General features: G+C 70.2%; 6 protein-coding genes. 2 read left to right on the forward strand and 4 right to left on the reverse strand.

Annotated elements, in window-relative coordinates; genetic code table 11:
- Positions 1-83: 83 nt before the first annotated feature.
- Genes B0293_RS42760 through B0293_RS42775 form a run of 4 tightly spaced genes read right to left on the reverse strand, consistent with a single transcriptional unit; the run spans position 84 to position 5,018 of the window.
- Positions 84-671 carry a TetR/AcrR family transcriptional regulator gene (locus tag B0293_RS42760; RefSeq protein WP_005168016.1) on the reverse strand — a complete coding sequence of 196 codons (588 nt, stop codon included), beginning with the start codon at positions 669-671 and terminating at the stop codon, positions 84-86.
- A 41-nt stretch (positions 672-712) separates the two neighbouring features.
- Positions 713-2,347, reverse strand: coding sequence for an amidohydrolase (locus tag B0293_RS42765; RefSeq protein WP_005168017.1), 1,635 nt, complete (start codon positions 2,345-2,347; stop codon positions 713-715).
- A 3-nt stretch (positions 2,348-2,350) separates the two neighbouring features.
- Positions 2,351-3,142: a molybdenum cofactor biosynthesis F family protein gene (locus B0293_RS42770; protein WP_005168019.1), complete on the reverse strand. Its 792-nt coding sequence runs from the start codon at positions 3,140-3,142 to the stop codon at positions 2,351-2,353.
- Between the two features lie 10 nt (positions 3,143-3,152).
- On the reverse strand, positions 3,153-5,018 hold the full coding sequence (locus B0293_RS42775) for a primary-amine oxidase (RefSeq protein WP_005168021.1): 1,866 nt from the start codon (positions 5,016-5,018) through the stop codon (positions 3,153-3,155).
- Positions 5,019-5,140: 122 nt separating this feature from the next.
- Between B0293_RS42775 and B0293_RS42780 the strand changes: the two genes are divergently transcribed.
- Both B0293_RS42780 and B0293_RS42785 read left to right on the forward strand, forming a co-directional pair.
- Positions 5,141-5,860 carry an SDR family NAD(P)-dependent oxidoreductase gene (locus tag B0293_RS42780; RefSeq protein WP_005168023.1) on the forward strand — a complete coding sequence of 240 codons (720 nt, stop codon included), beginning with the start codon at positions 5,141-5,143 and terminating at the stop codon, positions 5,858-5,860.
- 14 nt (positions 5,861-5,874) lie between these two features.
- Positions 5,875-6,672: an SDR family NAD(P)-dependent oxidoreductase gene (locus B0293_RS42785; RefSeq protein ID WP_005168024.1), complete on the forward strand. Its 798-nt coding sequence runs from the start codon at positions 5,875-5,877 to the stop codon at positions 6,670-6,672.
- The last annotated feature ends 151 nt before the right edge of the window (positions 6,673-6,823 follow it).

The raw sequence follows: 6,823 nt of genomic DNA on the forward strand, positions 1-6,823 counted from the left end.
GCAACAACCGATTGAGACCGCCCGCCCTTCACCGCGTCAGACGCGGGCAAAGTCCCCTTCAGCCCCCGGAGGCTGGGGCAGTGTCAGGGCCGGGTGAGGCGAGTGAAGAACGACTCCAGGTGCTGCTGCTGCAAAGCGACCGTCGAGAATTCGCCGGCGACCAGGCTCATCACGTTCGCCCCGGCGTTGATCAGCACGACCTCGTCGACCAGCTGCTCGTCGGGGGTCTCGGTGACGATGTCGCCGTCCTCCCGCCCCTCGGTGAGGTACCGGTGCAGCAGGCCCCGCCACGACCGGATGTGCTCGAGGTACTTGTCCTGCAGCTTCGGGTTGGTCAGCGACAGCTGCCAGAAGGTGAGCAGGACGCGCCCCGCGGAGATGCGGTCCTCGTCGATCGGCATCGACGAGACGCACAGCTCGCGGAGCGCGGTCAGCCCGCGCAGTTCGTCCAGCTCCACGTACTCGCGCATCATGCCGAGCGCGCGTTCGTAGGTGGCCTGGATGATGTCTTCCTTGCTCGGGAAGTACAGCTTGAGCGCACCGTTGGCGAAGCCGGCGGCCGCCGCGATCTCGCGCATGGTGGCGGCCTCGATCCCGCCCTGGGTGATCAAATCCCAGGTGACGTCGACGATGTGGCTGCGCCGCTCGTCGTGGTCGATGATCTTCGGCATCGGCAGACCTCCCGCACTGGTTCTTCTACCAGTGTAGGAGATCAGTCGCGCAGATACACGCGGTGCCCGGCGAACCACGTTTGCGTCACCTTTGTCTTGACGAGTGCCGACGGATCGGTTTTGAACGGATCGCGGTCCAGGACGACGAAATCCGCAGACTTCCCGGGGACCAGCGAGCCCGTGACGTCGCCCAGTCCCATCGCGCGGGCGGCGGCGAGGGTGAAGACCTCGACGGCCTCGGCCAGGGTGATCGCCTGCTCCGGCCACAGCGCCCCGGGGAACGTGCCGGTCGGGTCCTGCCTGGTGACGAGGCCGTGGATGCCCTCCCACGCGTTCGGGGACTCGCTGACCGGCCAGTCCGAACCGCCCGCGACCAGCGCGCCCTCGTCCAGCAGCGACCGGTTCGGCTGCATCCGCCCGGCCCGCTCGCCGGGCAGGACCTCGGCGATGGCCGCCGGGATGACCCCGGGGACCCACAGGAACGGCGAGATGTCCGCGGCGACGCCCAGCGAGGCGAAGCGCGGCAGGTCGTCGGGGTGGACGAACTGGCCGTGCGCGACCTGGAAGCGCGCGTCGGCGAAGCCTTCGGCGCGGATCTTTTCGACGGCGTCCAGCGTCGCGCGCACCGACGCGTCCCCCGTGCAGTGCACCTTGGCCGAGAGCCCGACCTCGGCCGCGGTGCGCAGCCAGCCCGTGAGCTCGTCGCCCGGCATGGTGGTGGCGCCGTGGTGACAGGCACCGTGCGCGGCGTCCGGCAGGTAAGGCTCCAGGAAGGCGGCGGTGCGCGTCGGCGGGACGCCGTCGAGGAAGATCTTCACGAAGTCGGGCCGGTGGTGCTCGCTGCGGTACTGCCCGGCGACCTCCAGCAACGGCGCGCCGATCGGGTCGAAGCCGAAGATCGGGTCGTTGATCAGCAGCGACGACACCACCCACGCGTGCAGTTCGCCCGCGTCGTCGAGCGCCTTCAACGCGCCCAGGATGTCCGCGGAGACGCCGGCGTCCTGGAACGCGGTGATCCCGTACGAGTGCAGCGTGCCGATTCCGTGCCGGGACGCCGCCACGTGCTGCTCGGCGGTGAGCGTCCGTGTCTCGCTGAGCGCCCGCTCGACCGCGACACCCGCCGCCTCGAGCAGGACACCGACGGGCTCGCCGGTCTCGGGGTCGCGGACGATCTCCCCGCCCGCGGGATCGGGTGTCGAGGCGGTGACCCCCGCGAGTTCCAGGGCCTTGCTGCTCACCCAGCGGTTGTGCCTGCTGTCGTCGGAGAGCATGACCGGCCGTCCGCCCGCGGCCTCGTCGAGGGCGTGCCGCGCCGAGGTCCGCGAAAGGGTACTGACCAGGGTGGACGCCCAGGCGCCGCCGACCACCCATTCGTCCGGTCCGAGTGCCGCCGCCTGCGAGCGGACCGCCGCGAGGATGTCGTCCAGGCCCGCGTCGAGGCCGAAGGTGAGCTCGAACAACGCGGCGCGCCCGGCGAGGGCGTGGTGGTTGTGCACGTCGACCAGTCCGGGCATCACGAACGCGCCGTCGAGGTCGACGACCTCGGTGTTCGGCCCGCGTTCGATGTCCTCCAGGGACAGCACCTTGCCGTCCTTGATCGCCAGCGACGACGCCCAGGGCCGGGCACCGTCCACTGTGTACACCGTGGCGTTGGTGAGGATGAGATCGGCGGTCAAGGCTCAGCTCCCGGCGGGGTCGTAAGCCTCGGGGTGCACGGTGGTGCTCAGGAGCTTGCCGTGCGCGCCGAAGGTGAAGTGGGTCGGGGTGCTCCCGGAAGCGTCCAGTCCGAAAAGGACACCGTGCGAGCGGAGCCGTTTCGCGTCACGGTGATCGGCGACGGTCACCGAGGCGCACGGGATCACCTTCTCCCGCCAGGCGAAGACGTAGATGCCGGGCCGCAGCTCGTAGACCGAGTTCTCGTCGGTGTCGGCGAGCCCTCGCTCCGGTCCGGCCAGGCACTGCCACGTGTACCAGTGCGGGCTGAGGTACACGTGCTCGTAAGCGTGCTCGGTGCTGTACACCCACAGCACCCGGCGCCCGACCAGCGACGTCGTCGGCGCGAGCGACTCCCCGCTGGGCTCGATCCCGCCGATCGTGGCGGCCAGGAAGGTCTGGGTGACGCGGGGCGAGGTGTCACCGATCTTGCTCAGCACGAGCAGGGCGCGGCCGCGGCGCAGGTCGAGCAGGAGGGTGAACGCCTCGTCCTGCCGCGCCTCCGGGTGGAACTGGACGTAGTACAGGTCGTCGTCGACGAGGAACGTCTCGCAGCGGTCGGTGCCGGTGCCGTGGTAGGTCCATTCGATCCGGGTGCCGGAGAAACCGGCGGTGAACGTGGTGCCGTCCTCGCAGGCGAGTTCGAAGGTGCGGCCGTGCAGGTCGCCGACGGTGGGGGCCTTGTTCGCGTCGAAACCGGGGGCGAGGCCGTCGAGCGGCAGCCAGGTGGACGTGTCGGACAGAGTCAGTTCGGGCATCGCAGGAGTCCTAGTGCTCGTGGGCGGAACAGTGATCGTCGGCAGCGCCCGACGGCAGGTCGAGGGCCGGATTTCGGTCCAGGAAGCCATAGGGACGCAAGGAGAAACCGGAGTAGTCGACCGGCATGACCGGCCAGTCCTCCGGGCGCGGGATGTGGGTCGGGCCGAACACGTGCCAGAGCACGAGATCGGTGTCGGTCAGGTCCCGGTCGGCGGCGGTCCAGGCGGGCAGGCCCGCGCCGCCCGGGTGGGCGTTCGGCCGGTCACCCGCCGGGAACCGTTCGTCGGCGCGGTACGGCGTCGCCCACAGGTGCCGGGTGGCGAACGTCGCCCGCTGGTGGACGGTCGATTCGGGCTGCGCCATCAACGTCGCGGACGGCCGGGGGACGAGCTGGTACGCCGTGGGCTGCCCGAGCCGGTTGGTGCGCTCCGAGCTGCGGACCTCCCAGACCCGCGCCTTGGCCGGATCCGCGTGCCGCTGCGCCTCCTGTTCGGTCCGCAGCGGCGTTTCCTTCCAGGTGAAGGCGTTCCCGTACGGGTTCTGCTCGCCCACCGGCACACGTTCGACGTCGACCTCGACGAGCGAGTTGCGTTCGCCGTCGATCGCCACGTCGAGCCGCGCGCAGAACAGGTGCTGGTGCACCGGCGCGAACAGGCCGGGCGCGATCTCGTTGGCGTGCGGGTGCTTCGTGCCCGGATGCGCGGCGCCGGCGAACACGATGCCGGTGGCCTTCGCCTCAAGCTCCACGGTGCCGTCGAGGTAGAGGTACCAGAAGAACCCGTAGTCGTAGTTGCCGATGGTGGAGATCGACGAGATCACCAGCCGCCGCGACCGGCGGACCTCGGCGCGGCCGTCGAGATCCGTGTGCTTCCACAGGATCCCGTAGTCCTCCTCGTGCATGCAGATCGCGCGCGGGATCTCGACCGGGTGGCCGTGGTCGTCGGCGACGTACGCGGGGAAGTAGTGGATGACGCCGAGGCAGTCGCAGCCCAGCCGCAGGTCGTTGGCGTTCTTGCCGAGCAGGTACTCGCCCGCGTCGAAGTAGCTGATCCAGAACCGGCCGGGCGCGGTGTCCCCGTACGGCACCACCATCTCCGGTACCGACGCACGGTGCAGCACCGACCGGTCCTGGAAGCTGATCTGGTGCAGCGTCAGTCCTTCGCGGGCGTTGAAGCCGACGCGGAGGTTCCAGCCTTCCCAGGTGACCTCGTTGCCGTCGACGAGGAAACTCGGCCCCTCGGGCTGGGTGATCTCGATCGGCTTGAGCGTGGTGCGGGCAGGCACGTCGCCGTAGCGGCCGTGTTCCGGCGGGACGGGCACGTCGCCCTCGTCCTCGACCCTGATGACCCGCTGTTCGGTCAGGTCGATGTGCACGATCAGGCCCTCGACCGGATGCGCCCACGGGCTGTCGGACTCGTCGTCGCGCAGGAACGTCAGCGAGCGGATGACGCGGCCGGTCTCGTCGGGCCTGCCGAAGAACCCGGGCGCCAGGGGAGCGCAGAAGGCGTGCTCGATCCGGTCGGAGAGCCCGCGCCGCTCCATCGCGGCCCGCCAGTCCGGAGAGGCTTTGGTGATCGACGCGGCGAGGTCGTACTCCTCGAACATGTACGCGGGCTGGCCGTCACCGCAGTTTTCTTGAGAGAGAATTTCGCGTTTCGTCAGCGAAACGACCACGTCGCGCGCGTGTCCGGTCGCGGTGTCCAGCAGCGTGTACTGGACACGGCGGTCCGGGGCGGCATCGCCCTTCTCCGGCTCCACCGGCAGTACCGCTGGGAACCGCGTGGTCGCGGTCAACCGGCCCTCGTCGGCCAGGATCGCACGGCCTGCGATGAGTTCGTCGGCGGTCAACGGGTCGAGCGGATGCGGCCTGGTCATGCTTCGCAGTCTTGCCGGTCCGCCGTCGGCTGAAAAGACCGCGCGGCCGTCATGCGGCTGCCGACAAGAAGGATGCACTGACGGCCAACCCCCGCGAAAGGTCCGGACCGCAGGATGGCGCCATGGGACTGGAGCTCGCGGGCAAGGCCGTGCTGGTGACCGGCGCGGCATCCGGTATCGGCCTTGCCTGCGTCCAGGCGTTCCTGGCCGAGGGCGCGCGGGTCGGCGCCCTCGACCGGGCACCGGTGCCCACGCTCGCCGACGGCCTGCTGGCGGTCCACGCCGACGTGACCGACGAGCCGTCGATGGTCGCCGCGATCGACGCCGTGGCGAGCCGGTTCGGCGGGCTCGACGTCGTGGTCGGCTGCGCCGGGATCTCCGGTCCGGTCGGGACTCCGGCCACCGAAACCTCGGCGGAGGACTTCGCCGCGCTGATGGCGGTCAACGTCACCGGCCAGTTCCTGCTGGTCAAACACACCGCGCCGTGGCTCACCGCGTCGAACGGCTCGGTCGTGCTGCTGGCCAGCGACTCGGCGTTCACCAGCGCGCCCGGCATGGTGCCCTACTGCGCTTCGAAGGGCGCCGTGGTCGCGATGACCAGGGCGCTCGCGGTCGATCTCCCCGGCGTCCGGGTGAACTGCGTCTGCCCGTCGGTGGTCGACACCCCGATGGCGCGCGGCGATCTGGGCGAGGTGCTCGACGATCCCGCGTTCCCGGTGCAGGCTCCTGAGGAAGTCGCCTGGCAGGTGCTCCATCTCGCGTCCGCGCGTTCGCGGGCGGTCAACGGCCAGGCCGTGCTCGCCGATTTCGGCGTCTCGGCCCGCTCCGGTTTTCCCGCTTAGAAAGGACTCCGCTAGTGAAGAAGGTTGTCGCGATCACGGGTGGCGGTACCGGCATCGGTGCCGCGGTCGCCCGCCGGTACGCCGACGAGGGCGCCCAGGTGGTGGTCCTCGGACGACGGCTCGAACCGCTGGAGAAGGTGGCCGCCGAAACCGGCGCGCACGTCATCGCGTGCGACGCCAGCGATCGCGAAGCCGCCGAGAGCGCGGCGGCCGAGATCGTCGGCAAGTTCGGCCGGATCGACGTCGTGGTGGCCAACGCCGGCGGGCACGGGCTGTCCTCGGTGACCGACACCGGTGACGAGGAATGGGAACTGGCGCTGCGCTCGAACCTGTCCAGCGCCTTCGTGTTCTGCCGGGCGACGCTGCCGTCGCTGGTCGAATCCGGTGGTCAGGTCGTCATCGTGTCGTCGCTGGCGGGGCTGTTCGCCGGGCCGAACGTCGCCGGTTACACCGTCGCCAAGCACGCGCTGATCGGGCTGACCCGCTCGATCGCCCGCGACTACGGGCCCAAAGGCGTCCGCGCGAACGCGGTCTGCCCCGGCTGGGTGCGCACCCCGATGGCGGACGGCGAGATGGACCAGTTCGCCGAGGCCGCGGGCTTCGACGGTGGTCACGACGAGGGCTACCGCCGCGTCACGGCCGAGGTCCCGCTGCGCCGTCCCGCCGAGCCGGAGGAGATCGCGTCGATCGTGCGGTTCCTTGGCTCTTCGGAGTCGTCCTACATCACCGGCGCGGTGATCGTGGCTGACGGCGGCGCGCACGCCGTCGACCTGCCGACCCTGGCCTTCGAACGCGCGGGTATGGGTTCTTAGCGCTTAGAGGTACTCGCTGGCCCTGAGGACCGAGTGCGTCGCGAAAGCCACTTTCGGGACGTCTGATGCCGCGAAAGTGGCTTTCGCGGCACCTCCGAGCCTTCACCTCACCCGTCACCGTCGAACGCCGGTGAGCTTCCCCCGGTTGTCC

It is taken from the genome of Amycolatopsis azurea DSM 43854 (assembly GCF_001995215.1).
GTDB classification, from domain to species: domain Bacteria; phylum Actinomycetota; class Actinomycetes; order Mycobacteriales; family Pseudonocardiaceae; genus Amycolatopsis; species Amycolatopsis azurea.